A 561-nucleotide genomic window follows, 5' to 3' on the forward strand; every position below is an offset into this window, starting at 1 on the left:
TTGTACCGGGTGGCGGATTAACCAAACAACATAAATGGCGTACGGCAAAGTCGGAAGGAAAATATTTGTTTAATGTAAAAGCAATGAGCACGGTGTTCAGAGGTAAGTTTATTGGGCAGCTAAAAAAACGGTTGCCCGGGCATATAACACCTGCACTCCTAAACAGTCTTTACAAACAGCAATGGGTAGTGTTTGCAAAAACACCTTTTGATAGTCCTCATAGCGTGATAGAGTATTTAGGACGTTATACGCATAAGATTGCCATTAGCAATCACCGCTTGCAAAAACAGGAAAATGGCAAAGTAGATTTTACGTATAAAGATTATAAGCACGGAGCTGTTACAAAAACGATGCAGTTAGAAGCGATGGAATTTATCCGCAGGTTCAGCCTGCATATATTGCCAAAAGGTTTTGTTCGCATACGGCATTACGGCATACTGAGCAGCAGCAGCAAACAAAGATGTGCTGAACGAATAAAAGCGCAGGTGCCACCCATCAAAACACCCGCTTATATAAAACCCAAAGCCAAACCTGAGCCCTTTAATCCCAGGCAATGCCCTT

Annotated in this window: 1 protein-coding gene; it reads left to right on the plus strand. The window is 42.4% G+C overall.

What is annotated here, in order from left to right; all coding sequences use genetic code 11:
• Nucleotides 1-561 (plus strand): IS91 family transposase (locus P2W73_RS26690; RefSeq protein ID WP_276505103.1); only part of this gene is annotated, 561 nt, incomplete at both ends.

Source organism: Terrimonas pollutisoli, assembly GCF_029360765.1.
GTDB classification, from domain to species: domain Bacteria; phylum Bacteroidota; class Bacteroidia; order Chitinophagales; family Chitinophagaceae; genus Terrimonas_B; species Terrimonas_B pollutisoli.